The sequence below is a fragment of the bacterium genome (assembly GCA_040755755.1).
Taxonomy (GTDB): domain Bacteria; phylum SZUA-182; class SZUA-182; order DTGQ01; family DTGQ01; genus DTGQ01.
This window is the reverse complement of the sequence record JBFLZW010000012.1, coordinates 45,725-70,484: the sequence shown is the minus strand read 5'-3', so window position 1 is coordinate 70,484 and position 24,760 is coordinate 45,725. Positions and strand designations below refer to the sequence as shown.

Sequence of the window (24,760 nt, the reverse complement as noted above, 5' to 3'; positions counted from 1 at the left end):
AAGTTATTATCTCCTCATTCAATCCTGCTTAGGATTTCCGGCCCGCTGCCAGTGATGGCTACCGTATGCTCGAAATGAGCCGACAGACTATGATCGACAGCCACTGCTGTCCACCCATTTTCCAGCACATCAACATTATAACTGCCCATGACAACCATCGGCTCGATGGCCAGAACCATTCCTGCTTCTAATCGTCTTCCCCGCCCAGGCTTTCCGAAATTGGGAACCTGGGGATCTTCGTGGGGAGATCGTCCGATTCCATGTCCGACAAAATCACGCACTACAGAATATCCCCGCTCTTCAACAAGCTGCTGAACTGCATACGAGATATCCTGAAGCCTGTTTCCCGGATAAGCCTTTCCAATTCCCCGGTACAAAGATTCTTCGGTAGTACTGAGCAATTTCTCAGCTTCCTTACTGATGCTCTCTACCCCAACCGTAATGGCTGAATCAGAGCAAAATCCTTCTGCCCTGACCCCAATGTCAATACTGATTATGTCTCCTCGGAGTAATTTTCTCTGTGAAGGTATCCCGTGGATAACTTCTTCATTGATAGAGACGCAAATACACCCCGGAAAAGGAGAATCATGAGGAAATCGTTTGTATCCCTTAAAGGTTGGTTCTCCGCCTCTGCGGTATATTTCCCTTTCCGCCTCCCGATCAAGCTCCAGAGTGGTAATACCCGGTTGTACCAACTCTTTCAGATATTCAAGCACTTCGGCCACAATATGTCCGGAAATTCTCATCCTCTCTATTTCATCAGGAGATTTCAGGATAACCACAATATCTAACTTTCCAACATCATACGAAGGCGATCGAAAATCTGATCCGGTCCTTCGCTATTACTTAACGTTATCGTAACCAGTTTGCTCTGAGCCTGATAGTATCCAATGAGCGGCATTGTTTGAGCCCGATAAACAGATAACCTTTCCTGTATTGTTGTGGGGTTATCATCTTTCCGTTGAAAGAGTTTTTCACCGCATTGGTCGCAGATCCCCTCCTTTCGCGGAGGATTAAAATATATATTATACATATTTCCGCAACCTTGACAAGTCTGTCTTCCAGCCAGCCTTTTGATCAGAGTCTCTTCATCCAGCTCAAAATTGATGACATGATCAAGTTTCATGCTCAGTTTATTTATGACTTCACCGAGACTTTCAGCCTGCGGTATGGTTCTGGGAAATCCATCGAGAATAAAGCCATGACTACAGTCCTGACCTTTCAGTCTATCCTCGATGATACCAATAACAATTTCATCGGGTACCAAAAGTCCCTTGTTCATGAACTCCTGTGCCCTGAGGCCGAGCGGAGTATGCTCACGTACCGCTTCCCGCAGAATATCGCCTGTCGATATCTGAGGAATCTGGTATCTTTTCATCAGTAACTTAGCCTGTGTTCCTTTTCCTACTCCCGGTGCCCCTAAAAGTATGAGATTCATCCCTTGCCTATCCTTTTTATCCGATTTATCCGATCCTTTGCCTACTGACCTTCGATTTCTTAATAAAGCCTTCATAGTTTCTCATGATTAAATGAGATTCTATCTGGCGAACCGTATCCAGGCCAACCTCAATGATGATTATGAGTGCTATACCGCCAAAATAAAAAGGAACATTAAAGAATTTAATCAAATACGTAGGTAAAATAGAAATAAGAGACAGGTAGATTGCTCCGACCAGGGTGATTCTCGACAGGATTTTATCGATATATTCAGCAGTATTTTTACCAGGCCGAATTCCCGGAATAAAACCTCCATACTTCTTCATATTATCAGCAACGTCAACCGGATTGAAAATAATAGCTGTGTAAAAATAACAGAAAAACACAATTAAAACAATATAGAGAATCGTATTCAGTGGCGCACCCGGGGCCAGAGCATCGGCAATATGAATCATCCATGGATGATTAATAAACCTGGCTATGGTTGCCGGAAACATGATAATCGATGCAGCGAAAATGATTGGAATAACTCCGGCAGTATTTACCCGCAAGGGGATGTAGGTACTCTGCCCTCCATACATCCTTCTTCCAACCATGCGTTTGGCATATTGCACCGGAATCTTTCGTTCTCCAGTCTCAACAAAAACAATAAAGGCGCATACCGCCACCATAAATACAGCGATAAGGGCCATCAGGATAAACGACATTTCTCCCGTTCGCAAAAGCCGCACAGTATTAATTACCGCCGCTGGCCCTCGAACGACAATACCAGCGAAGATAAGGAGAGAAATCCCGTTTCCGATTCCCCGTTCGGTTATCTGCTCACCGAGCCACATCAGGAACACAGTTCCTGCCGTAAGGGTAATTACGGTCAGCAGTCGGAATGGCCAGCCGGGAAATGGAACAATAGGTGCCCCGGTCGGACTCCTCATGGATTCCAGACCAAAGCCTATCCCCAGAGATTGTATGACTGCAATCAGAATCGTTCCATACCGGGTGTACTGGGTGATTTTCTTTCTTCCCTGTTCACCTTCTTTTGAAAGCCGCTCCAGATGGGGAATGACTACTGTCAACAGCTCCAGAATAATAGCAGCATCGATGTAGGGCATAATTCCAAGGGCAAAAACCGTCAGTTTGGATAACGCTCCTCCAGAAAACATGTCAAAAAATCCCAGAAGAGTTCCCTTCGCATGAGAAAAAAAAGCGCTCAAAGCTGCGCCATCAATTCCTGGAGTTGGAATGTGAGCCCCGATTCTAAAGACAGCCAAAAGACCAAAGGTAAATAGAATTCTCTTTTTTAATTCAGGTACTTTAAAGATATTTTGGAAACTTTCAATCAAGGGCTAATCACCTCGACCTCTCCACCTGCGGTGCGGATCTTTTCAATAGCGGTTTTTGAAAATTTATGGGCTTTGACTTTTAATGACTTGTGTAACTCGCCATCTCCCAGTATCTTGACTCCATTCAGGATCTTTTTAACCAGGCCTTTCTGTATTAACTCTGCCGGCGTGATGGTTGTTCCCTGCTCAAAGCCTTCGAGAGCTGATACATTAACCAGAGCATATTCCTTTCCGAAGAGGTTGTGAAATCCCCGCTTCGGCAGCCTTCGCTGCAAAGGCATTTGACCACCCTCAAATCCCCGGCGTACACCACCGCCAGCTCGTGCGTTCTGGCCCTTGTGCCCCCGGCAGCTCGTCTTGCCGTGCCCTGACCCGGACCCTCTACCCACTCGTTTCCGATATTTTTTTGAACCTTCCGCGGGTTTTAATTGACTTAAATTCATCCATCTATCCTTCTGTAATCTGATAGTCTAGCAGGTATTCGACCTTCTTTACCATTCCCATGATTGCAGGGTTATTGGGCCGGTAAACTGTCTTGTTTAACTTGGTCAGACCCAGCCCCTTTAATATTTCCCGATGCTTCCAGGATCTGCTGATCCCGCTTTTTATCAGCGTGATTTTGATCTGACTTCCCATTTTCACCCTGCCTCTTCTCGTATTAAACCACGATTTCTGATGATTTCTTCCGGATTTCGAAGGCTCATCAATCCGGCCATGGTTGCCTTGATAACATTGTGGGGATTACTGGATCCAATCGACTTGGTAAGGATATTTTTTACACCGACCGCCTCCATGACCGCTCTCACCGTTCCTCCGGCAATAACCCCGGTCCCTTCAGAAGCCGGTTTCAACATAACCTTGCTTGCGCCATAGTGTCCCATGACCATATACGGGATGGTTCCTTTGGTAACCGGAATTTTCACCAGGTTCTTCTTTGCCCTCTCTACTCCTTTGCGGATGGCTTCCGGGACCTCATTGGCCTTACCCAATCCGATTCCAACGTAGCCATCAGCATTTCCAACCACTACCAGAGCACTGAACCCGAACCTTCGTCCCCCTTTGACAACTTTGGCAACCCGATTAATATGGACTACCTTATCCACTAATTCAAATTGATCTGGATTTACCTTGGCCAAACGCTTCCCTCCATCATGCTAGAACTCCAATCCCCCTTCTCTGGCACTTTCTGCCAAGGCCTTGACTCTTCCGTGGTATTGATACCCGCCACGATCGAAAACTACCTTCTTGATTCCCTTATGAAGAGATTCCTTGGCAATTAATTCACCAATTACCCTGGCAGCAGAGATATTTCCCCCATACCGTTGTCTTTCCCGAAACTTCGAAGACAGAGTCGATATTGAAGCTAACGTATTCCCCTGCACGTCATCGATCACTTGAGCATACGTATGCTTGGAAGATTTAAAAACGACAAGGCGGGGCCGGTCTGATCTCCCCTGAATCTTTTTCCGCACTCTCGCATGGCGGATTGATCTCGATATCTGACTTTCATTTCCTTTCACGGATTTTTCTCCTTCAATTGATCCTATGCTCCGGTTTTTCCGACCTTTCTTCTCACCGCCTCACCCTCATAACGGATACCTTTACCCTTATATGGTTCTGGCGGCTTGAAATTCCGGATTTCAGCGCAAACCTGTCCAACCTTCTGCTTGTCGATTCCTCTGACAACAATATTGATTTGCTTATCAACCTGTATTTCAATGCCATCCGGGATAGGATATTCAATCGGGTGTGAATAGCCGAGGTTCAGAACTAAATTTTTCCCCGAAACATTCGCTTTATATCCGATACCTACAATCTCAAGCTTCTTTTCAAAACCATTTTTAACCCCCTGGACCATGTTGAATATCAAAGCTCTGGTTAAGCCATAAATTGACCGTGCCGCCTTGGTCTGCAATCTTGGCTTCACTCTGATCTCCTCTCCCTCCATCTCGACATTGACATGGGGATGCAGGTTAAGCTCGGTCAGTCCTTTGGGGCCTTTTACTGACAGAATATTTTTATCAATTTGAACGTTGATCCCTTTGGGTATAACTATTGGCTGTTTTCCTATTCTCGACATGGATCATCCTTTTTACCAAACGTAGCACAGAACCTCGCCACCCAATCCTGCCCGCCGGGTGGTTTTATCCGTCATGATTCCCTGAGAGGTAGAGAGGACAGCTATCCCCATGCCACCCAAAACTTTGGGAATCTCATCCTTTTTTACATATACCCTTCGACTGGGTTTGCTGATCCTCTGAAGGTTGCTGATAACCGGTCGATTATCTTCACTATATTTCAAGTATACCCGGATTGTTCCCTGCTTTTGGTCCTCGATTATCTTGTAAGCTCTGATATACCCCTCCTCTTTGAAGATACGGATAATTTCCTGCTTCAAGCGTGAGGATGGAATATCTACTGCCTGGAATTTTGCCATGCTAGCATTTCTAATCCTTGTTAGCATATCAGCAATAGGATCCGTTAAGGCCATGATTCTTCCTTTCAATCTTACCAGCTTGACTTTATAACGCCTGGTATTTCTCCCCGCAAGGCGAGCTGACGAAAACAGATTCTACAGATACCAAACCGTCTCATGTAAGCTCGCGGCCGCCCACATACTCCACACCGGTGATATTTCCGTACGGAAAACTTCGGTTTTCGATTTGCTTTGATAATCATTGACTTTCTTGCCAAGACTCTACCTCATCTCTCTAGTCTTTTTTATTCTGCCCGCTCCCCCCGAAACGGGAGCCCAAACCTTCTGAGTAACGACTGTGCCTCTTTATCAGTCTTGGCACTCGTTACAACCGTGATATTCATACCCCTGACCTTATCAACCTTATCATAATCGATCTCAGGAAATATTACCTGCTCGGAAAGCCCAAAATTATAATTTCCCTGTCCGTCAAAAGATTTGTCGGGCATTCCTTTAAAGTCTCTGATTCGTGGCAGAGCTACAGATAACAGTCTATCCAGAAACTCATACATTCTTGCCCCCCTCAAAGTCACCCGACAGCCGATGGGCATTCCTTCCCGCAATTTGAAGCCGGCAATAGATTTCTTGGCCCGGGTAACCATGGGTTTTTGCCCCGTGATTTTTGCAAGATCTTCACAGGCAAAGTCGAGAACCTTGGCATTCTGAATCGCCTCTCCTACACCCATATTAATAACAATCTTGATTACCTTGGGAGCCTGGAGCACATTTTTATATTCAAATTCCTGACAGAGAGCAGGTAAAATTTCTTCTTGGTACTTTTGTTTTAAACGAACCATAGCCCTTTTCCTATCCATTACCAGAGGCAGACAGTTTTCAGCCCATTACCTCTTTGCACTTTTTGCATATCCTGGCTTTTTCTCCATTCTCAAGACGAATGAAGCCAACACGGGTAGGATGATTACACTTGCCACATTTCACCATGACATTGCTGATGTTAATCGTGCCCTCTTTCTCAATAATCCCACCCTGCTGCTGCTGTTGACTCGGTTTAGTATGCCTTTTCACTATCACCAGTTTCTCAACAATCACCCGATGTTTCTCCGGCAAAACGCCAAGCACCCGACCTGTCTTTCCTTTTGCTTTTCCGGCAATTACGGTGACTAGATCATCCTTTCGAATTTTATTTGACCGTCCCTTGTTTTTTTCTTTGCTCATCTTCGGATTCATCAGTCATGCTTCCTTATAGAACCTCTGGAGCCAGGGAAACGATCTTTGAAAAATTCTTGCCACGCAATTCCCTGCCTACCGGTCCGAAAATTCGTGTCCCTATCGGCTCTCCCTGGTTATTAATGAGTACTGCAGCATTTTGATCAAATTTTATATACGAGCCATCGGGACGGCGTACTTCTTTGGCTGTTCGTACCAGAACAGCCTTATTGACCGTTCCTTTTTTCACTGCCGAGGTGGGTGCAGCCTCTTTCACGGTAACGACAATGACATCACCGATCGTAGCATATCGTTTCCGGGATCCACCCAGCACCTTGATACACATCACCCTTTTGGCTCCCGTATTGTCCGCTACATCAAGCATTGTTTGAAGTTGAACCATAATATTATACCCTCAATTCCCCTGATATTCAATTCGAGGATAACGGTGCTACCACCCGCCACCGCTTATCTTTGCTCAATGGCCTCGTTTCCATAATTACAACCTTATCGCCGACTTTATACTTGTTTTCCTCATCATGCGCTTTATACCGTTTTCGTTTCTGAACAACCTTTTTATACGTAGGATCAATGATAGTTCTTTTGACTTCTACAACTACCGTCTTATCCATTTTATCGCTGACAACGGTACCAGTTCTTTTTTTCCTTTGTCCCCTGCTCTTCATGGAACTATTCCCCTGCACCCTGTTTCTCCCTGTTGGCCAATCTTTCCCGGTATACAGTCAACACTCTGGAAATATCTTTCCTGACCTGACGGATTCTCATATAGTTTTCTAATTGACCGGAAGCGGCTTGAAACCGGAGCTTAAAAAGCTCTTCACGTAAATCAGCCTCTTTTTGTCCTAATTCTTCATCACTATAATCTCTCAGTTCTTTTGCTTTCATAGTCCTAAAACCTATCTGGCTACAAACCGTGTTCTAATTGGCAGCTTATGGGCAGCTAATCTCATAGCTTCACGGGCTACTTCAGGTGCCACCCCTTCCATTTCGTAGAGAATTTTACCAGGCTTTATGACCGCGACCCAAAATTCCGGAGCACCCTTTCCTTTTCCCATCCTTGTTTCGGCAGGTTTCTTGCTGACCGGTTTGCTGGGAAAAACATTGATCCAGACTTTTCCACCTCTCTTCACATAGCGGGTGATCGCGATTCGAGCCGCCTCTATCTGCCGATTGGTGATCCACCCCGGCTCCAGGGCCTTTAAACCATAATCACCAAAAACCAGTCTTGAACCACGATAGGCTTTCCCGGTCATTCTGCCCCTTTGGACTTTCCGGTACCTTACTTTATTCGGCATTAACATGACTTATTACTCCAGCTTGTTTTCTCAAACGTTATAGGTGACGCTGTCTAACTGCTCTCCCTCTGGTTTCTCTTTTGACAGGACCTCACCTTTAAAAACCCATACCTTCACTCCTATTACCCCATAGGTAGTTCGTGCAATCGTCGTTCCATAATCGATATCAGCACGTAAGGTATGAAGCGGAACCCTGCCTTCCCGATACCATTCACGACGCGCCATTTCAGCGCCTCCCAATCTTCCTGAACAGGAGATTCGAATTCCTTCAGCCCCGAAGCGCAGGGCAGCAGTAACCCTCTTTTTCATCGCTCTTCGGAAAGCGACTCTTCGTTCCAATTGCATAGCTACATTTTCAGCTATTAACTGGGCATCAATCTCCGCTTTCCGTATCTCGTGAATATTAATGTAGATTTGCTTATGGGTAAGGGCCTGAATTTCATCTTTTAATTTGTCAACTTCCGTTCCCTTTTTCCCGATGATGATACCGGGTCGTGCGGTATGGATATTAATTTTTACCCTGTCAGAGGCTCTTTCGATTTCAACGCGGGAAACCCCGGCGTTTTTGAGTTTTTCTCTGACAAATGCCCGAATATGCAAATCTTCAAGCAGGTTTTTCCGGTATTCCTTCTTTGAATACCATTTTGATTCCCAGGTTTTGGTATATCCTAATCTGAATCCAAGAGGGTGTACTTTTTGTCCCAATACCTATTCCTCCTACAATCTCTCATCCAGTACTATTGAGATATGACTGGTCCTTTTTTTAATCCGAAATGCCCGTCCACGGGCCCTTGGCTGGAATCGTTTCAGAGTCGGCCCCTGTTGAGCGCTGATTTCAGACACATAAAGCTTATCGACGTCTTTAATCTCATTGTTCTGTTTGGCATTAGCCATGGCCGACCGCAGAACCTTCTCGATCATGGGAGATGCGGCCCTCGGAGTAAACTTTAGAATGTTAATCGCCTCCTCAAGACCCTTTCCCCGGATAAGGTCAACTACAAGCTTGGCCTTGCGCGCAGTTGTCGGTAAATGTTTGGTAACAGCTTTTACTTTCATTGTCTACTTTACCCTAGTTGATTTTTCGCTCTTGGACCCATGTCCACGAAATGTCCGAGTAGGTGCGAATTCGCCTAACTTATGTCCAACCATATTTTCCGTAATGTATACCGGGATAAATTTTCGTCCATTATGCACCACGATAGTGTGCCCTACCATCTCAGGGAAAATAGTTGAGTTCCGTGCCCAGGTTTTAATTACTTTTTTTTCCAAGGCCTTATTCATCTTATCAACCTTTTCCCAAAGATTATGATCAATATATGGCCCTTTTTTTATTGACCGTGCCACGATTTCCTCCTATTTCCCCTTCTTTCTGCCTTTGATAATATACTTGGTGGTTTGTTTATTACTTCTGGTTTTATATCCCTTGGTCGGCTTTCCCCACGGAGTACAGGGGTGTCTCCCGCCGGAAGATTTACCTTCGCCACCACCCATAGGATGATCAATAGGATTCATGGCCACTCCCCGGACCTTGCTTCTCCTGCCAAGCCAGGTTGTTCGACCTGCCTTGCCGAGAGAGATATTTTCATGATCCATGTTCCCTATCTGGCCGATAGTTGCCAGGCAATCCAGATGAACGAGCCGGACTTCACCGGAGGTTAACCGTACGTGTCCATAGCTGCCCTCTTTGGCCAACAGTTGTGCACTGGTGCCCGCGCTGCGAACCAGTTGTCCTCCCTTGCCTTTTTTTAACTCGATATTATGAATAACACTTCCAACCGGAATATTTTTCAAGGGAAGAGCATTTCCTGCCTGAATCTCAGCCTCAGGCCCTGACATTACTTTTGCTCCCACTTCCAGTGAGTTCGGAGCCAGAATATAACGCTTTTCACCATCTGCATAATGTAAAAGCGCAATGCGGGCACTTCTATTGGGATCATACTCGATGCTGACAACCTTGGCCGGAATCGAAAATTTATCCCTCTTGAAATCAATAATCCTGTACCGTCTTTTGTGACCACCACCCCGATGCCGGGAAGTCAGCCGACCGACATTATTCCGGCCGCCGGTTTTAGTCATCTTCCTCAGAAGCGATTTCTCAGGCTCCTCCTTGGTAATCTCTTCAAAAGTAGAGACGGTCTGGGTTCGTAAACTCGGTGTAACTGGCTTATAATCCTTTATCCCCATAATAATCCTTTACCTTTGCCGTGATTATCCCGTGACGTTAAGGCCCTTCCAGAAGCTCGATGGTTTCTCCCTCGGCAAGAGTTACAATTGCCTTTTTCCGGTCCGCTCTCTTACCCTGATGTACACCAAGCCGCCTTTTTTTGCCCATGAGATGAATGACCGATATCTTATCTACCTTAACGTTAAAAATATCCTGAACAGCCTGCTTGATTTCAATCTTGTTGGCCAGCTTGTCGACCTCAAAGGAGACTTTATTGAACAGTTTCTTTTGAGCAGTGCTCTTCTCCGTAATCATGGGCCCTTTAATGATCTCATATGCAGACTTCATATGCTTAATTTCTCCTCGATCTTTTGAGCTGCTGACCGTAACAGGATCAGTTTTTTGAATAGGAGGATATCATATACATTTAACCCATCGGTGTCAATGACCTTTACTTGTGCAAGGTTCCTGGCAGCTAATCTCAAATTTGCATGCTGCTCACCATCAATTACGAGTAAAACTTTTTCCCGAATCTCCAGGCGGTCAAGAATATCCTTTACCAGTCGTGTCTTCGGTTGCTCAAGATCAAACTCCTTCAGGACCAGTAAATCTCCTTCTTTCCGTTTCATTGATAATGCTGACCGAAGAGCATAGTTTAAAACCTTTTTGTTTACCTTGAACTCGTAGCTTCTCGGATGAGGTCCGAAGACAACGCCTCCTCCTATCCACAAGGGCGATCTTTTGCATCCTGCCCGGGCTCTCCCAGTCCCCTTTTGCCTCCAGGGCTTTGTCCCGCTTCCCGACACATCGGCGCGGGTCTTGGTACTGGCATTCCCTTTCCTTCTCTTAGCCTGCTGATAACAGACAACATCATGCAAAAGATGCTCCTTGACCGGTACATCAAATACTGATTCCGGTACTTCCATCTGTTCGATCTTCTCGTTATTAGTGTTATAGATATCTAAGCTTATCATCTCTTTTCACGCAACTTTTTCTTGTATCTTACATCCAAGGTTATAGCTTAATCTCTACATCAACGCCGGAGGGAAGATCCAAGCGCATTAAAGCGTCCACGGTCTGCGGTGTCGGTTCCAGAATATCCAAAATCCGTTTGTGAGTCCGGATCTCGAATTGCTCTCTGGACTTTTTATCAATATGCGGGGATCTGAGCACAGTATAGCGGTTTTTTCGGGTTGGAAAAGGTATCGGACCTGATACCTTTGCCCCCGTCCGCTTCACCGTTTCGACAATCTCACCGGCTGACTGGTCTAAAATCTGATGATCATATGCACATAATTTAATTCTTATCCTTTGACCTTCCATCACTTCCTCGCTGGCTCAACCACCGTATAGGGGTTGTCCTCTCCATAGCTTTTACCGCTTCAGAGATTGTGAATAAAAGCCGCTTTCTGAGATTGCTGGTTATTCGATGATCTCACTGACAACGCCGGCACCCACGGTCCTGCCGCCTTCCCGGATGGCAAAGCGCATCTCTTTTTCCAGGGCGATCGGAGTAATCAGCTCGCCGACGATCACAACATTATCGCCCGGCATAACCATTTCCACACCTTCCGGCAATTGAACGGTTCCGGTCACATCCGTTGTCCGCACAAAAAACTGAGGCCGATAACCATTAAAAAACGGGGTATGCCTTCCGCCTTCTTCTTTGGACAGTACGTACACCTGGGCTTTGAATTTGGTATGCGGAGTGATGCTGCCCGGTTTGGCCAAAACCATTCCCCGCTCGATTTCTTCCCGCTTCTTGCCCCGCAGCAGAACCCCGATGTTGTCTCCAGCCTGCCCCTCGTCCAGCAGCTTTCTGAACATCTCAACCCCGGTGGCCACCGTCTTTTGCGTTTCCTTGATGCCGACGATTTCCACTTCCTCGCCCACTCTGATAACGCCCCGCTCTACTCTGCCGGTAGCCACAGTTCCACGCCCCGAAATGCTGAACACATCCTCTACCGGCATCAGGAAGGGTTTATCGATATCCCGCTTGGGAAGGGGGATATACTCATCCACTGCCTTCATCAGGTCATAGACCACCTTGCAATTGGGGCAGCCATCTTTGCCGCAGCCACACTCTCCCGCCTTCAGAGCAGAGCCTCTGACTACCGGAATCTCGTCTCCGGGAAACTCATACTGGCTCAGCAGCTCTCTGACCTCAAGCTCTACCAGCTCAAGCAGCTCTTCATCATCGACCATGTCCACTTTGTTGAGGAAAACAACGATATAGGGCACACCAACCTGTCTGGCCAGCAAAATATGCTCTCTGGTCTGAGGCATGGGCCCGTCCGCGGCTGAAACCACCAGAATGGCCCCATCCATCTGGGCTGCTCCAGTGATCATGTTCTTCACATAGTCTGCATGACCGGGACAGTCAACATGAGCATAGTGGCGGCTCTCGGTCTGATACTCCACATGGGCCGTGGCAATGGTGATCCCCCGCTCTCTTTCCTCGGGGGCATTGTCAATCTGATCAAAGGCCCGATACTCTGCCAGACCCTTATTGGCCAATACCTTGGTTATGGCAGAGGTCAGGGTGGTCTTCCCATGATCTACGTGCCCGATTGTCCCTATATTTACGTGCGGCTTCGTCCTTTCATACTTCTCTTTTGCCATTCCTTATTTCCTCCCGATTTTTCCTTTTTAATTTACGTCACCAACGGAGCTCTCAATCAGTCAACCTATGGCCCCTGCAAATCAGTGCCCATAGATCCTGGCCAGTAACTGTTCAGAGATGGTATTAGGGACTTCATCGTATTCCCGAAATTCCATGGTAAAAGTGCCTCTTCCCTGACTCATTGACCGGAGGCTGGTTGAATAACCAAACATCTCAGCCAGAGGGACCTTGGCCATAATTATCTGAACACCACTCTTTGAGCTCAGATTTTCTATTCTGCCCCGGCGGGCATTGACATCTCCAATTACCTCTCCCATAAATTCATCTGGGACGACGATTTCAACTTCCATAACCGGCTCAAGCAATATTGCCTCTGCCTGCTTGACAGCGTCCTGAAAGGCCATGAGACCCGCGATTTTGAAGGCGATGTCCGAAGAATCAACCTCATGGAAAGATCCATCAATGAGGGTTGCCTTAATATCCAGCATCGGATATCCAGCCAGAATCCCTGTCTCCATTGCCTGGGTTATCCCTTCCCTGATTGCCGGAATAAACTCTTTGGGAATAATTCCACCTGCCAGGGCATTCTCGAATTCGAAGCCGCTTCCGCGCTCACGAGGCTCGACCATCAATTTAACATGCCCATATTGTCCACGGCCTCCGGTCTGCCGGATAAATTTTGCCTCGCCTTCATGCTTTTTCCGTATCGTTTCCTTGTAAGCTACCTGAGGTTTACCAATATTGGCCTGCACCTTGAATTCCCGAAGCATTCGTTCGGTAATGATTTCAAGATGAAGCTCGCCCATCCCTGAAATGATTGTCTGGCCGGTGTCATTGTCAATATGTATTTTGAATGTCGGATCCTCCTGCGCCAGCTTATACAGCGTCGAAGACAGTTTCTCCTGATCGGCTTTGGTCTTCGGCTCGATGGCGACATAGATGACCGGATCGGGAAATTCCATTCTTTCCAGAATAATGGGCTTTTGCTCATCACAGAGGGTATCTCCCGTTCCTGTCTTGCGGAAACCTACCGCAGCGGCAATATCTCCCGCAGAAACTTGAGGAATATCCTCCCATTTATTAGCATGCACATGCAGCAGCCGGCTGATCCGTTCACGGTAATCCTTACTGGCGTTGTAAACATATGCCCCGCTGTGCAGGCTTCCTGAATATATCCGAAAGAAAGTCAGTTGCCCGACAAAGGGATCATTCCAGATTTTAAAGGCAAGTGCTGCCAAAGGTCCCTTCTCGGAAGCCTCTCGTTTTTCTTTCTGATTTGTTTTCCGATTAATTCCTTCTATTGCCGGAACATCGGTCGGTGCTGGCAGATAATCGACAACAGCATCAAGCAAGGGTTGAATTCCCTTATTTTTAAAAGCTGAACCGCACAAAACCGGCACAAAAGCCAGGCTTAAGGTTCCCTTTCTAATTCCTCCCCGCAGCTCCGATTCACTTAATTCTCCTGATTCAAGATATTTTTCCGTAAGGTATTCGTCTTCTTCAGCTACCACTTCAAGCAGCCTGCTCCGGTATTCCTGGGCCAGGCTGATGAATTCATCAGGAATTACATCATCTCGATAGGTTGCGCCAAGCTCATCAGTATCGTAGATAATGGCTCGCATTGTGATCAGATCTATTACCCCCCGAAAATCACTCTCTTTTCCGAGAGGTATTTGTAAGAGAGCAGTTTTGGTATGCAGTTTTTTTTCGATTGACTCTGTGCTGGCAAAAAAATCCGCTCCGATTCTATCCATCTTATTAACCAGCACAATCCGGGGTACATGATACCGTTCGGCCTGATGCCAGACAGTTTCCGTTTGAGGCTGAACCCCGCTTACTCCGCAAACTACGGTAATCGCTCCATCCAATACTCGCAGAGAACGTTCAACTTCGGCAGTAAAATCCACATGACCTGGCGTATCAATAATGTTTATCCGATGATCACGCCAGTAGCAGGTAGTGGCCGCAGATGTAATGGTTATTCCCCTCTCCCTTTCCTGTTCCATCCAGTCCATTTCTGTAGAGCCTTCATCCACATCGCCCATCTTATAGGTAATTCCCGTATAATAGAGGATCCGTTCAGTGGTCGTTGTCTTTCCGGCATCAATGTGAGCCATAATTCCGATATTCCGTATTTTGGAGAGAGGAAACTTTTTAGACACTCTCCACACCTACCATTTGTAATGCGCGAAAGCCTTATTAGCTTCAGCCATCTTATGCGTATCTTCCCGCTTCTTTACCGAAGAGCCCTTGCCGCCGGCTGCATCCAATAATTCACCTGCCAGAGCTTCCCGCATATTTTTTTCGTTCCGCTTCTTGGCGAAGTCCACAATCCAGCGAATGGCCAGACTGATCCGACGCTCGGACCGAATTTCCACCGGCACCTGATACGTTGATCCTCCGACCCGCCTGGATTTTACTTCGATAATTGGCTTGACATTGCTCAGGGCCTGCTTGAAAGTCTGCAAAGGCTCCTGGCCGGTCTTTTGCTGAATAATATCCATCGCCCCATAGAAAATACTCTCAGCAGTGCTTTTTTTACCCTGCTTCATCAGAGTATTAATAAACTTGGTGACTATGACCTCATTATACCTGATATCTGGTATTGATTCTCTTTTGGATACGATCCCTCTTCTCGGCATATAAATCAAACTCCCTATTTCGGTGTCTTGGCCCCGTATCGTGACCGGCTTTTTTTCCTGTCCTGAACCCCGACCGTATCCAGCGCTCCTCGGACAATGTGATAGCGAACACCAGGCAAATCCTTTACTCTGCCTCCTCGAAGCAGAATAATCGAGTGTTCCTGTAAATTATGTCCCACCCCGGGTATGTAGCCGGTGACTTCTTTTCCACTGGTTAACCTGATCCTCGCCACTTTCCGGAGTGCCGAGTTTGGCTTTTTCGGAGTAACCGTATACACCCTTAAGCAAACCCCGCGCTTTTGCGGACAAGAATCCAATGCAGGAGCCGATTTCTTCTTGAAGACCTTTTTTCGACCCTTTCTCACCAGTTGATTAATAGTTGGCATTCTTCCTTTCCCTTTCTTACCATAGTTATATGCAAAAGAGTTCCGAATATACTATACTGTTAACCAGTTGTCAATACCTTTTTCTCCTCGAGCTCCAGCTCCTCGATCACGCTCCCTTTCTCCGGAACCTGCTTTTCAGGAATAACATTAATTTGCCGGTAACTCCGTAAACCGGTACCAGCCGGGATTAATCGCCCGACAATAACATTCTCTTTGAGCCCTCGGAGCTCATCAACTTTGCCACAAACACTGGCTTCAGTAAGTACTCTGGTCATCTCCTGGAACGAAGCGGCCGAAATAAAGCTTTCCGTACTCAGGGAAGCCTTGGTGATGCCAAGCAGCAACGGTTTGCCGGTACTGGGCCGCAGGCCTTTAGCCTTGACCCGCTCATTTTCCTCAAGAAAACGGAAACGGTCAACCTGCTCTCCGATAATGAAGTCCGTGTCCCCGACATCTTCTATCTTGACCCATCGAAGCATCTGCCGGACAATGACCTCGATATGCTTGTCATTGATATTGACACCCTGAAGCCGATAAACTTCCTGCACCTCATTGACGAGGTATTTTTGCAGCTCTTTGTCTCCCAAAACCCGCAGAATATCATGCGGATTGGGCGATCCATCCATGAGCGGCTCCCCGGCCTTGACCCTGTCACCATCATGCACATTGATATGCTTTCCGCGGGGAATCAGATATTCCTCTTCAACCCCCATATCGTTCTTCACATATACTTTGCGCATCCCCTTGACTACACCACCAAGGCGAACTTCTCCATCAATTTCAGCAATCGTGGCATGCTCTTTCGGTTTTCGAGCTTCAAACAGCTCAGCCACCCTGGGTAAGCCTCCGGTGATGTCCTTGGTTTTGGTGGTTTCGCGGGGAATCTTGGCAATCAAATCGCCCGGGAAAACCTTAGCCGAATCAACAGCCATCAGGTGGGCCTGAGCAGGCAAAAGATAGGTGGCCAATACTTTATTGGAAGCCTCATCCTTAATATGGACACGGGGCTGGCGCTTTTCATCCTGATGCTCGATAATGACCTTTTGAGAAAGACCCGTTACCTCATCGACCTCCTCACTCATGGTAATTCCCTCAACCACATCTCGATATTGAAGCCTTCCTTCCACTTCAGTCAGGATGGGGATGGTATACGGATCCCATTCGACCAGGCTCTGATCACTTTCAACCTTCTGGCCTTCGACAATTTTCAGGGTGGCTCCATACACGACCGGATACCGTTCCCGCTCCCTTCCCGATTCATCCTGAATGCCGATACTGCCGTTGCGGTTCATGACCACCAGAAAGCCCTCTTTATTCCGGACCGTATTGATATTGTGAAACTGAATAGTACCTGCATTTTTGGCTTTCAGGGTTGTTTGCTCGACAATCCTGCTGGCCGTACCACCGATATGGAAGGTTCTCATGGTGAGCTGCGTTCCGGGTTCACCGATGGATTGAGCGGCTATGACTCCAACTGCCTCTCCCAGTTCAACCAATTGTCCGGTAGACAGATTACGGCCATAGCACTTGGCACACACTCCGCGTTTGGCCTCGCACGTCAACACCGATCGAATCTTAACCTTCTTAATGCCGGAATTTTCAATTTCAGCCGCAATTTCCTCGGTAATCTCCACATTGGCATCAACCAGTAACTCGTTGGTAATTGGATCTCTGATCTCCTCCAGTGCTACCCTGCCAAGGATACGGTCTCTGATCGAAGCAATAAGCTCTCCACCTTCAACGATCGGCGTAACCATGATACCGTCAATGGTCCGGCAATCCTCTTCAGTAATAATGACATCCTGGGCAACATCGACCAACCGTCTGGTGAGATAACCCGAATCGGCGGTTTTCAGGGCTGTATCAGCTAACCCTTTCCGGGCACCATGAGTAGAGATAAAGTATTGTAAAACAGTCAATCCCTCACGGAAATTGGCCGTAATCGGAGTTTCGATAATCTCTCCCGATGGCTTGGCCATCAGTCCTCGCATTCCGGCCAGCTGCCGGATCTGCTGCTTGCTTCCTCTGGCCCCTGAATCAGCCATCATGTAGATAGGATTGAATTCATTGCCTGCCGATTTTCCTGCCTGTTCCAGGGCATGCTCGGCTTCGAGCTCCATGAACATCTCATCGGAAACCTGCTCGGTGACCCTGGACCAGATATCGACCACTTTATTGTACCGCTCACCATCGGTGATAATTCCATCAAGGTATTGCTGCTCAACTTCAATAACTTCTTTTTCAGCTTTCCGGATCAGCTCATCTTTCCGCGACGGAATTTTCATATCATCAATCGAGATCGATATGCCGGCTTTGGTTGCATACCGAAAGCCAAGCTCTTTCAGATCATCCAGCAGGCGAAGGACTTCATCATGCTCGCACTGCCGTACGCAGATGCCGATGAGTTTTGTCAATTCCTTCTTGCTCAGAACCTTATTCGTATAAGGAATATTGGAGGGAAGTATCTCATTGAATATTACTCTTCCCACGGTCGTCTCGATAATTTTTTTATTCAATCGCAGCTTTATCTTTTCCTGTAAATCGACCTGACCACATTCATAAGCCATGATGGCTTCATTACTATTGGAAAATATCCGCTTTTCCTCCCGCTGTCTTCTTCCCTCCTTGGTAAGATAATAACAACCCAAGACAATATCCTGGGTAGGGACCGTGAGAGGTTCACCATTGGCCGGTGAGAGGATATTATTGCTTGACATCATTAATATCCGGGCTTCGGTCTGGGCTTCCACCGACAGGGGAATGTGTACAGCCATCTGGTCTCCATCAAAATCAGCATTGAAGGCTGCACAAACCAGCGGGTGAATCCGGATTGCCTTCCCCTCAACCAGCAGCGGCTCGAACGCCTGGATTCCCAATCGGTGAAGTGTCGGTGCCCGGTTTAACAGAACGGGATGCTCCGAGACCACCTCTTCCAGAATTTCCCAGATTTCATCCTTTTCCTTTTCCACCATCTTCTTGGCACTCTTGATAGTGGTTACATAGCCTTTTTCTTCCAGCCGGTGATAAATGAACGGCTTGAACAGCTCAAGAGCCATTTTCTTGGGTAATCCGCACTGATGAAGCTTCAGCTGCGGATCAACCACGATAACTGAACGGCCCGAATAATCGACCCGTTTGCCGAGAAGGTTCTGGCGGAACCGCCCCTGCTTGCCTTTCAACATGTCACTCAAGGATTTCAGGGGGCGATTGTTCGGTCCCCTGAGCACCCGGCCTCTGCGTCCATTGTCAAACAGCGCGTCCACCGATTCCTGAAGCATTCTTTTTTCATTCCTGATAATGACTTCCGGAGCCCGAAGCTCCTGTAAGCGCTTGAGGCGGTTATTCCGGTTAATCACCCGGCGGTACAGATCATTCAGGTCGGAGGTCGCAAACCGCCCGCCATCCAAAGGCACCAGTGGGCGAAGCTCCGGAGGAATGACCGGAATAACGTCCAGGATCATCCACTCCGGCTTATTTCCAGAATGCAGGAATGCCTCGATAACTCTGAGCCGTTTGGCCACCTTCTTCTGCTGCTGGGCTGAGCTGGTGGCTTTCATTTCTTCTCGAAGGTCCCCGGCAAGCTTTTCAAGATCGAGCCGTTTAAGCAGCTCCTTAATGGCCTCTGCTCCCATACCGGCATTAAACCTGTCCCCGAATTCCTCAACACACCGACGGTATTTTTCTTCGGTCAACAATTCATGCATTTGCAGCGGCGTATCACCCGGATCAATGACTACATAGGCTTCAAAATAGAGTATTTTTTCCAATTCGCGCAGGGTCATATCGAGAAGATGACCGATCCGGCTCGGCAATCCCTTGAAAAACCAGACATGGGATACCGGACAGGCAAGCTCTATATGGCCCAGGCGCTCCCGTCGCACCTTGGATTGAATTACTTCAACGCCGCATTTATCGCACACCACCCCCCGGTGCTTCATGCGTTTATATTTACCGCAATTACACTCCCAATCTTTGGTTGGCCCAAAGATCTTGGCGCAGAATAAACCATCTTTTTCGGGTTTGAAGGTCCGATAATTAATCGTCTCCGGCTTCTTGACCTCACCATGAGACCATGACCTGATTTTATCCGGTGAGGCAATGCCGATTTTCAAATAGTCAAATTCAACCCGTTCAGATTTTCTTTCAGTAAAGCTTCTAAAGGTCCTCAAGGAGTCCCCTCCTTTAGAGTATTGATATTATAAAAATATTACTTTTTAGTTACTGCTTTTTACCAGTTCAATATCCAGGCACAGGCTTTGGAGCTCTTTGACCAGAACATTGAACGATTCCGGAATTCCCGGTTCGTTCAGGTTTTCACCTTTGACGATTGCCTCATAGACATCGGTTCTTCCGGTTACATCATCAGATTTTACTGTCAGGACCTCCTGTAAGGTATAAGCGGCCCCATAGGCCTCCAGTGCCCATACCTCCATTTCTCCGAATCGCTGACCGCCAAATTGGGCTTTTCCTCCCAGCGGCTGCTGAGTTACCAGCGAATAGGGACCGATTGACCGGGCATGAATCTTGTCATCAACCAGGTGGGCCAGCTTGAGCATGTAGATATAGCCGACAGTGACATCCTGGCGGAACGGATCACCGGTACGGCCATCCCGTAACGTGGTTTTCCCCGCTTCAGGAAGCCCTGCCTTCTTGAGCTCTGCCCGGATCTGAGCTTCAGTGGCGCCATCGAATACCGGTGTTGATACATGCAGTCCCAGCGCTTTAGCTGCCCAGCCAAGATGAGTTTCCAGAATCTGGCCGACATTCATTCGGGAAGGTACACCGAGAGGATTGAGAACGATATCCACCGGTGTTCCATCAGAGAGATACGGCATATCCTCTTCGGCAAGTATCTTGGAGACAACTCCCTTATTTCCATGCCGTCCGGCCATCTTATCGCCAACAGACAATTTCCGCTTGATAGCGATGTAAACCTTTACCAGTTTGATAACTCCCGGCGGAAGCTCCCCTCCCCTTTCCAAACGGGAGATCTTATCTTCAAATTCCAGTTGCAGCTCTTCTTTCTGCCGCTCAGCCCAATCGGTAATTTCATCGATCTGAGGCTCAAGAAGAGGATCGCCAATGATTTTATCCATGACCGCATTATCTTCCAGCTCTTCAGGCTCGATCTCTTCCACATGCCCGTCCTTAATCAGTTCCAGGATTTTTCGTTGCTTGGACTCTTCGACGATCTTGGTTTCATCTTCGAAATCCTTCTTCAGCTTTCCGATTTCGTCCTCTTCAATTTCCGTGGTCCGTTTGTCTTTTTCGACTCCCTTGCGGGAGAAGACCTTGACATCAACTACAATCCCCTCAACTCCCGGAGGAGCAACCAGAGAGGCATCCCGGACATCAGCGGCTTTTTCTCCAAAAATGGCCCGCAGAAGCTTTTCCTCCGGTGTCAGTTGCGTTTCACCCTTTGGTGTCACCTTGCCGACCAGAACATCACCCGGCTTGACCTCCGCACCGATTCGAATAATACCGCTGTCATCGAGGTTGCGCAGAGTATCTTCGCCGACATTCGGTATATCACGGGTGATCTCTTCCCGGCCCAGCTTCGTATCCCGGGCCTCGATTTCAAATTCTTCAATATGGATGGAGGTAAACCGGTCCTCCTTGACCACGCGCTCACTCATCAGGATAGCATCCTCAAAGTTGTATCCGCCCCAGGGCATAAAAGCCACCAGGACATTCTGGCCCAGGGCCAGTTCGCCTAACTCTGTCGAGGAGCCATCGGCTATGATATCACCTTTTTTTACCTGCATGCCCGGTCTGACAATTGGACGCTGATTCTGGCAGGTGTTTTGATTGGTTCGCTGGAATTTTACCAGTTCATAAACATCGATGATAGGCTCTTCACCTTTCAGATCGCTTCCATTATCCACCCGGACAATGATTTTCGTGGCATCAACCCGTTCAACCACGCCATCTCTTTTAGCCAGGATTACCGCTCCTGAATCTCGAGCCACAACGGATTCCATTCCGGTACCGACCAACGGCGCATTGGGCCGCAGTAGAGGAACGGCTTGCCGCTGCATGTTGGACCCCATCAAGGCGCGGTTGGCATCATCGTGCTCCAGAAAGGGAATCAGCGAGGCGGAGACACTGACCAGTTGCTTGGGAGAAACATCCATATAGTTGATTTGTTCAGGAAGAACCTTACGGGGCTCACCGCCGGTCCTGGCTGCTATTCGAGAATCAATAAACCGCCCTTCTTCGTCAACCCGTGCATTAGCCTGAGCCACGGAATACTGCTCTTCCTGAGATGCGGTCAGATATTCTATCTCGTCGGTAACCTGGCCATCGACAACTTTCCGATACGGGGTTTCGATAAAACCGAAATCATTGACCCGCGCATAGGTCGAAAGTGAAGCGATAAGACCGATGTTGGGGCCTTCCGGTGTCTCGATAGGACAGATGCGTCCGTAATGGGTAGGATGCACGTCGCGCACCTCAAAACCCGCTCTTTCCCGACTCAAGCTTCCCGGCCCCAGAGCACTCAGCCTGCGCTTATGGGTTAATTCGGACAGAGGATTCGTCTGATCCAGAAACTGAGAGAGCTGACTGCTGCCGAAGAATTCCTTGATTACCGCCGACACCGGTTTGGAATTCACAATATCATGCGGCATCACGGTTTCCATATCCTGGATGCTCATCCGTTCTTTAATGGCCCGTTCCATCCTGACAAGGCCTACCCGGAACTGATTCTCCAGAAGCTCTCCTACCGCCCGGACCCTGCGATTTCCCAGGTGGTCGATGTCATCCACGTATCCGACCCCGTTTGTCAACTGGAGGAGATACCGGATAACAGCAACAAAATCTTCTTTCTGCAAGAGCCGGTTTTCTATATCGATATCGAGCCCCAGCCTGCGGTTGATAATCAACCGTCCGACCTTGGTCAAGTCATACCGCTTGGAGTCATAAAACAGGCTGTGAAAAAGAGCCTTGGCGCTCTCCAGGGTTGGCGGATCCCCAGGGCGCATCCTTTTATATATCTCAACTAAGGCATCCTCCTGAGTCTTGATAGGATCCTTTTCCAGCGTGTCACGCAGGGACGAACCAATATTGCTTTCCTCGATAATCAAAAGCTCAATGGAAGGGATTTTTTTCTCCCGGAGAATCGTCAGTTTCTCCTCGGTGATTATTTGATTGCATTCCAGGAGAACTTCGCCGCTCTCGACATCAATAACATCCCTGGCAACATATCTGCCCACGATCTGTTCCATCACGATCGGAAGCCGATTGATTCCACTTTCTTCCATCCGCTTCAGAATACCACGGTTAAGCTTGCTTCCAGCTTTGACCAGAATCTGGCCGCTCGCGGGGTCTATAATATCCTTCGGTACTCTTTCGCCTCCGTGAACGTCAGGATTAAGGAGCTTATATCCCTCCCCTTCCAGGATAATTTTCTCGGTAGCATAGAATGCCTTCAGGATTTCCTCATCTTCTTTAAAACCCAGGGCACGAAGAAGAACCGTAGCCAGAATCTTCCTTCGCCGATCAATCCGCAGATACAATGCATCCTTGGTACAGACTTCAAATTCAATCCATGATCCGCGATACGGTATGATTCTGGCAATGTATAATATCTTTTGGCTCGAATAGGTTTTGCCTTTATCATGGCTGAAAAAGACACCAGGCGACCGGTGCATCTGGCTGACAATGGTTCTTTCCGTACCATTGATAATAAATGTTCCATGCTCGGTCATCAGGGGTATCTCTCCCAAATAAATTTCCTGCTCTTTAATGTCCCTGATGGTCTTTGTCTGCCGTTCCTTGTTCTTCTGCCAGACAATCAGCCTGACCACAACCTTCAGAGCGGCTGCATGGGTCATCCCTCGCTGCCGGCACTCATTTACGGTATATTTCGCCTCCCCCAGGCTGTAGGAGACAAACTCCAGCGAGCAGTTATCTCCAAAGTCAGTGATTGGAAAGATGCTGGTAAATACACCTTGGAGGCCTTCATCCTTTCGCGCTTCAGGAGGAACATCAGCCTGCAGGAACTGTTCGTAGGATTTCCTCTGAATCTCAATGAGATTCGGAACCTCCATGATTTGAGGGATTCGAGCAAAATCCTTTCGTATCCTTCTTAAGGGTCTATTCTTATGGTTATCCATAAAATTTCCTATAAACAATGGTACTAACTATAAATCGTGAATAATGTTTCAACTAATTATTTAATCTCGACTTTGGCACCCTCTTTTTCCAGTTCGGCCTTGATTTTTTCAGCTTCTTCCTTTGGAATATGCTCTTTAACCGGTTTGGGAGCGCCGTCAACGAGGTCTTTAGCCTCTTTCAATCCAAGGCCGGTCAAAGCCCGGACTACTTTGATGACCTGAATTTTCTTGTCACCCGCGTTGAGCAGAGTAACAGTGAATTCAGTCTGCTCTTCCTGTTTTGCTTCTGCCGCTGCCGGAGCAGCCGCGCCAGCCATCACACCCATCGGGGCCATAGCCGCGGAAACACCGAATTTCCCCTCTAACTCTTTTACCAACTCCGAAAGCTCCAAAACCGTCATATTGGCTATGTAATCAATTACTGCTTCTCTGGTAATCTCTGGCATGTTAAAAATCTCCCTTCATCTATTATTTTAGTAAGCTATTGACTCTTTTTCTTCTCTTCAATCGCTTTTAATACCATCACCAATTGAGTTAGCGGACCATTCAGCACGTTCATAAAACCGCGCAATGGCGACTGGATGCCCATGACCACCTTCGCCAGAAGAACCTCTCTCGGCGGAAGCTCAGCCAATGAAGTGATCTGGGCAACATTCATAACCTTGCCTTCAACAACTCCACCCTTGATCTTTAAGGCAGGATTATCCTTGGCATAGGTGATTAAAATTTTAGCCACTGCCGCCGGGTCAACGTAACCAAAGGCCAAAGCTGTAGGATTCCGCAGGAAGTCATCTATCCCCTCCTGTCCTTTGAAAGCTTTTCGAATTAAAGTATTCTTAAATACTTTAAATTCAACCTTCTGCTCCCGAAGCCGATGCCTCAGCTCCTCCATATTCTTGACCTTCAGACCACAAAAGTCACTGAATACGGCGGCCTTTGCCCTTTGAAGTTTTTCTCCTATTTCATCTACCTGCTTTTCTTTTTCCGTCCTGATCAATGACTGACACACCCCTCTTTATAATAGTAAAGATACATAAAGCGATTATTTTGTGAAAATGTGTACGACCCGACTGCTGACTTTACAGGGGCTGA

General features: G+C 47.5%; 31 protein-coding genes. All 31 read right to left on the bottom strand.

From position 1 onward, the window contains the following. Positions 1-14: 14 nt before the first annotated feature. Positions 15-782, bottom strand: coding sequence for a type I methionyl aminopeptidase (gene map, locus AB1611_04430; protein MEW6378836.1), 768 nt, complete (start codon positions 780-782; stop codon positions 15-17). 5 nt (positions 783-787) lie between these two features. Next, complete coding sequence (locus AB1611_04425) at positions 788-1,438, bottom strand: adenylate kinase (GenBank protein MEW6378835.1); 651 nt, start codon at positions 1,436-1,438, stop codon at positions 788-790. A 25-nt stretch (positions 1,439-1,463) separates the two neighbouring features. Then, on the bottom strand, positions 1,464-2,777 hold the full coding sequence (gene secY / locus AB1611_04420; protein MEW6378834.1) for a preprotein translocase subunit SecY: 1,314 nt from the start codon (positions 2,775-2,777) through the stop codon (positions 1,464-1,466). Beyond that, positions 2,774-3,220 (bottom strand): 50S ribosomal protein L15, encoded by a 447-nt coding sequence (gene rplO / locus AB1611_04415; GenBank protein ID MEW6378833.1) that lies wholly within the window; start codon positions 3,218-3,220, stop codon positions 2,774-2,776. The genes secY and rplO overlap by 4 nt, the downstream gene beginning before the upstream one ends. Positions 3,221-3,224: 4 nt before the next feature. Then, complete coding sequence (gene rpmD / locus AB1611_04410; GenBank protein ID MEW6378832.1) at positions 3,225-3,413, bottom strand: 50S ribosomal protein L30; 189 nt, start codon at positions 3,411-3,413, stop codon at positions 3,225-3,227. Between the two features lie 2 nt (positions 3,414-3,415). Continuing rightward, entirely contained in the window at positions 3,416-3,913 is a 498-nt protein-coding gene (gene rpsE, locus AB1611_04405; GenBank protein ID MEW6378831.1) for a 30S ribosomal protein S5, read from the bottom strand. 18 nt (positions 3,914-3,931) lie between these two features. Then, the gene (gene rplR / locus AB1611_04400; protein MEW6378830.1) at positions 3,932-4,297 is read right to left on the bottom strand and encodes a 50S ribosomal protein L18; all 366 of its coding nucleotides are present in this window, start codon (positions 4,295-4,297) and stop codon (positions 3,932-3,934) included. A 23-nt stretch (positions 4,298-4,320) separates the two neighbouring features. Next, positions 4,321-4,857 (bottom strand): 50S ribosomal protein L6, encoded by a 537-nt coding sequence (rplF, locus tag AB1611_04395; GenBank protein MEW6378829.1) that lies wholly within the window; start codon positions 4,855-4,857, stop codon positions 4,321-4,323. Between the two features lie 12 nt (positions 4,858-4,869). Then, positions 4,870-5,268: a 30S ribosomal protein S8 gene (gene rpsH / locus AB1611_04390; protein ID MEW6378828.1), complete on the bottom strand. Its 399-nt coding sequence runs from the start codon at positions 5,266-5,268 to the stop codon at positions 4,870-4,872. Between the two features lie 17 nt (positions 5,269-5,285). Continuing rightward, a complete protein-coding gene (locus AB1611_04385; protein ID MEW6378827.1) occupies positions 5,286-5,471 on the bottom strand; it encodes a type Z 30S ribosomal protein S14 in 186 nt (61 codons plus the stop codon). 27 nt (positions 5,472-5,498) lie between these two features. After that, complete coding sequence (gene rplE, locus AB1611_04380) at positions 5,499-6,050, bottom strand: 50S ribosomal protein L5 (GenBank protein ID MEW6378826.1); 552 nt, start codon at positions 6,048-6,050, stop codon at positions 5,499-5,501. A gap of 37 nt (positions 6,051-6,087) precedes the next feature. After that, complete coding sequence (gene rplX / locus AB1611_04375; GenBank protein ID MEW6378825.1) at positions 6,088-6,429, bottom strand: 50S ribosomal protein L24; 342 nt, start codon at positions 6,427-6,429, stop codon at positions 6,088-6,090. A gap of 25 nt (positions 6,430-6,454) precedes the next feature. Then, positions 6,455-6,823, bottom strand: coding sequence for a 50S ribosomal protein L14 (gene rplN / locus AB1611_04370; protein ID MEW6378824.1), 369 nt, complete (start codon positions 6,821-6,823; stop codon positions 6,455-6,457). A 28-nt stretch (positions 6,824-6,851) separates the two neighbouring features. Next, positions 6,852-7,106, bottom strand: a complete 255-nt coding sequence (rpsQ, locus tag AB1611_04365) for a 30S ribosomal protein S17 (GenBank protein ID MEW6378823.1) — start codon at positions 7,104-7,106, stop codon at positions 6,852-6,854. A gap of 4 nt (positions 7,107-7,110) precedes the next feature. Further along, positions 7,111-7,326: a 50S ribosomal protein L29 gene (rpmC, locus tag AB1611_04360; protein ID MEW6378822.1), complete on the bottom strand. Its 216-nt coding sequence runs from the start codon at positions 7,324-7,326 to the stop codon at positions 7,111-7,113. 11 nt (positions 7,327-7,337) lie between these two features. Next, a complete protein-coding gene (rplP, locus tag AB1611_04355; protein ID MEW6378821.1) occupies positions 7,338-7,742 on the bottom strand; it encodes a 50S ribosomal protein L16 in 405 nt (134 codons plus the stop codon). A 24-nt stretch (positions 7,743-7,766) separates the two neighbouring features. After that, complete coding sequence (rpsC, locus tag AB1611_04350) at positions 7,767-8,441, bottom strand: 30S ribosomal protein S3 (GenBank protein ID MEW6378820.1); 675 nt, start codon at positions 8,439-8,441, stop codon at positions 7,767-7,769. Between the two features lie 12 nt (positions 8,442-8,453). Beyond that, positions 8,454-8,792: a 50S ribosomal protein L22 gene (gene rplV, locus AB1611_04345; protein MEW6378819.1), complete on the bottom strand. Its 339-nt coding sequence runs from the start codon at positions 8,790-8,792 to the stop codon at positions 8,454-8,456. Between the two features lie 3 nt (positions 8,793-8,795). Further along, positions 8,796-9,080, bottom strand: coding sequence for a 30S ribosomal protein S19 (gene rpsS / locus AB1611_04340; GenBank protein MEW6378818.1), 285 nt, complete (start codon positions 9,078-9,080; stop codon positions 8,796-8,798). Positions 9,081-9,089: 9 nt separating this feature from the next. Further along, positions 9,090-9,920 carry a 50S ribosomal protein L2 gene (rplB, locus tag AB1611_04335; protein ID MEW6378817.1) on the bottom strand — a complete coding sequence of 277 codons (831 nt, stop codon included), beginning with the start codon at positions 9,918-9,920 and terminating at the stop codon, positions 9,090-9,092. Between the two features lie 37 nt (positions 9,921-9,957). Beyond that, the gene (locus tag AB1611_04330; protein ID MEW6378816.1) at positions 9,958-10,248 is read right to left on the bottom strand and encodes a 50S ribosomal protein L23; all 291 of its coding nucleotides are present in this window, start codon (positions 10,246-10,248) and stop codon (positions 9,958-9,960) included. Further along, the gene (gene rplD / locus AB1611_04325) at positions 10,245-10,874 is read right to left on the bottom strand and encodes a 50S ribosomal protein L4 (protein ID MEW6378815.1); all 630 of its coding nucleotides are present in this window, start codon (positions 10,872-10,874) and stop codon (positions 10,245-10,247) included. Before rplD ends, AB1611_04330 begins: the two co-directional genes overlap by 4 nt. Before the next feature lie 40 nt (positions 10,875-10,914). After that, the gene (gene rpsJ / locus AB1611_04320; GenBank protein MEW6378814.1) at positions 10,915-11,223 is read right to left on the bottom strand and encodes a 30S ribosomal protein S10; all 309 of its coding nucleotides are present in this window, start codon (positions 11,221-11,223) and stop codon (positions 10,915-10,917) included. A 99-nt stretch (positions 11,224-11,322) separates the two neighbouring features. Next, entirely contained in the window at positions 11,323-12,522 is a 1,200-nt protein-coding gene (gene tuf / locus AB1611_04315) for an elongation factor Tu (GenBank protein ID MEW6378813.1), read from the bottom strand. Positions 12,523-12,603: 81 nt separating this feature from the next. After that, positions 12,604-14,685 carry an elongation factor G gene (fusA, locus tag AB1611_04310; GenBank protein MEW6378812.1) on the bottom strand — a complete coding sequence of 694 codons (2,082 nt, stop codon included), beginning with the start codon at positions 14,683-14,685 and terminating at the stop codon, positions 12,604-12,606. A gap of 9 nt (positions 14,686-14,694) precedes the next feature. After that, on the bottom strand, positions 14,695-15,165 hold the full coding sequence (gene rpsG / locus AB1611_04305; GenBank protein ID MEW6378811.1) for a 30S ribosomal protein S7: 471 nt from the start codon (positions 15,163-15,165) through the stop codon (positions 14,695-14,697). Between the two features lie 14 nt (positions 15,166-15,179). Beyond that, positions 15,180-15,551: a 30S ribosomal protein S12 gene (gene rpsL / locus AB1611_04300; protein MEW6378810.1), complete on the bottom strand. Its 372-nt coding sequence runs from the start codon at positions 15,549-15,551 to the stop codon at positions 15,180-15,182. Positions 15,552-15,610: 59 nt separating this feature from the next. Then, a complete protein-coding gene (gene rpoC / locus AB1611_04295) occupies positions 15,611-19,720 on the bottom strand; it encodes a DNA-directed RNA polymerase subunit beta' (GenBank protein ID MEW6378809.1) in 4,110 nt (1,369 codons plus the stop codon). Positions 19,721-19,765: 45 nt separating this feature from the next. Beyond that, on the bottom strand, positions 19,766-23,668 hold the full coding sequence (gene rpoB, locus AB1611_04290) for a DNA-directed RNA polymerase subunit beta (protein ID MEW6378808.1): 3,903 nt from the start codon (positions 23,666-23,668) through the stop codon (positions 19,766-19,768). A 56-nt stretch (positions 23,669-23,724) separates the two neighbouring features. After that, on the bottom strand, positions 23,725-24,114 hold the full coding sequence (rplL, locus tag AB1611_04285) for a 50S ribosomal protein L7/L12 (GenBank protein MEW6378807.1): 390 nt from the start codon (positions 24,112-24,114) through the stop codon (positions 23,725-23,727). Positions 24,115-24,149: 35 nt separating this feature from the next. Then, positions 24,150-24,677 carry a 50S ribosomal protein L10 gene (gene rplJ / locus AB1611_04280; GenBank protein MEW6378806.1) on the bottom strand — a complete coding sequence of 176 codons (528 nt, stop codon included), beginning with the start codon at positions 24,675-24,677 and terminating at the stop codon, positions 24,150-24,152. Positions 24,678-24,760: the final 83 nt, after the last annotated feature.

Coding starts and splice junctions, on each gene's coding strand:
- AB1611_04425 (MEW6378835.1), bottom strand. CDS start 1,438: ATGAATCTCATACTTTTAGGGGCACCGGGAGTAGGAAAAGGAACACAG.
- AB1611_04330 (MEW6378816.1), bottom strand. CDS start 10,248: ATGAAGTCTGCATATGAGATCATTAAAGGGCCCATGATTACGGAGAAG.
- rplN (MEW6378824.1), bottom strand. CDS start 6,823: ATGGTTCAACTTCAAACAATGCTTGATGTAGCGGACAATACGGGAGCC.
- tuf (MEW6378813.1), bottom strand. CDS start 12,522: ATGGCAAAAGAGAAGTATGAAAGGACGAAGCCGCACGTAAATATAGGG.
- rpsQ (MEW6378823.1), bottom strand. CDS start 7,106: ATGAAGAGCAGGGGACAAAGGAAAAAAAGAACTGGTACCGTTGTCAGC.
- rplO (MEW6378833.1), bottom strand. CDS start 3,220: ATGAATTTAAGTCAATTAAAACCCGCGGAAGGTTCAAAAAAATATCGG.
- rpsG (MEW6378811.1), bottom strand. CDS start 15,165: ATGCCGAGAAGAGGGATCGTATCCAAAAGAGAATCAATACCAGATATC.
- rplB (MEW6378817.1), bottom strand. CDS start 9,920: ATGGGGATAAAGGATTATAAGCCAGTTACACCGAGTTTACGAACCCAG.
- rpmC (MEW6378822.1), bottom strand. CDS start 7,326: ATGAAAGCAAAAGAACTGAGAGATTATAGTGATGAAGAATTAGGACAA.
- rpsH (MEW6378828.1), bottom strand. CDS start 5,268: ATGGCCTTAACGGATCCTATTGCTGATATGCTAACAAGGATTAGAAAT.
- rplL (MEW6378807.1), bottom strand. CDS start 24,114: ATGCCAGAGATTACCAGAGAAGCAGTAATTGATTACATAGCCAATATG.
- rpmD (MEW6378832.1), bottom strand. CDS start 3,413: ATGGGAAGTCAGATCAAAATCACGCTGATAAAAAGCGGGATCAGCAGA.
- rplV (MEW6378819.1), bottom strand. CDS start 8,792: ATGAAAGTAAAAGCTGTTACCAAACATTTACCGACAACTGCGCGCAAG.
- rplP (MEW6378821.1), bottom strand. CDS start 7,742: ATGTTAATGCCGAATAAAGTAAGGTACCGGAAAGTCCAAAGGGGCAGA.
- rplX (MEW6378825.1), bottom strand. CDS start 6,429: ATGAGCAAAGAAAAAAACAAGGGACGGTCAAATAAAATTCGAAAGGAT.
- rplD (MEW6378815.1), bottom strand. CDS start 10,874: ATGATAAGCTTAGATATCTATAACACTAATAACGAGAAGATCGAACAG.
- rplE (MEW6378826.1), bottom strand. CDS start 6,050: ATGGTTCGTTTAAAACAAAAGTACCAAGAAGAAATTTTACCTGCTCTC.
- rpsJ (MEW6378814.1), bottom strand. CDS start 11,223: ATGGAAGGTCAAAGGATAAGAATTAAATTATGTGCATATGATCATCAG.
- rplF (MEW6378829.1), bottom strand. CDS start 4,857: ATGTCGAGAATAGGAAAACAGCCAATAGTTATACCCAAAGGGATCAAC.
- rpsL (MEW6378810.1), bottom strand. CDS start 15,551: ATGCCAACTATTAATCAACTGGTGAGAAAGGGTCGAAAAAAGGTCTTC.
- rpoB (MEW6378808.1), bottom strand. CDS start 23,668: ATGGATAACCATAAGAATAGACCCTTAAGAAGGATACGAAAGGATTTT.